The following is a 563-nucleotide window of genomic DNA, read 5'->3' as shown; positions in this document are numbered from 1 at the left end:
AGCGTACCAACGTATTATCTCCAGCAAGGAATATCCGGCAGCAGTACAAAAACTGTTGGGTGAGCTACTCGTTTCAACGACTCTTTTGACTGCAACTCTTAAATTCGAAGGCTCAATCACAATCCAACTTCAAGGTGACGGTCCTGTTTCTCTTGCAGTAATCAATGGCGACCACAACCAACAAGTTCGTGGTGTGGCGCGTTGGGAAGGTGACATCGCTGATGACGCTAGCCTGCACGAAATGATGGGTAAAGGTTACCTAGTTATCACTATCGAGCCGAAAAAAGGCGAGCGCTACCAAGGTGTGGTTGGTCTAGAAGGTGAAAACCTGACAGAAGTACTAGAAGGTTACTTCGCTAACTCTGAGCAGCTAAAAACGCGTCTTTGGATCCGCACTGGCGAATTCGAAGGTAAACCGCACGCGGCGGGTATGCTTATTCAGGTTATTCCTGATGGCACTGGTTCTCCAGATGACTTCGAGCACCTAGAGCAACTGACTAACACCGTAAAAGACGAAGAACTGTTTGGCCTAGAAGCGAACGATCTACTATACCGTCTATACA

At 47.6% G+C, this 563-nt stretch carries 1 protein-coding gene; it reads left to right on the top strand.

Translation table 11 applies throughout. From position 1 onward, the window contains the following. Positions 1-563 (top strand): Hsp33 family molecular chaperone HslO (locus tag R7O13_RS29550; protein ID WP_318305550.1); only part of this gene is annotated, 563 nt, incomplete at both ends.

The organism is Vibrio sp. Y176 (assembly GCF_033438945.1).
This window is presented reverse-complemented; position numbering and strand designations above follow the sequence as displayed.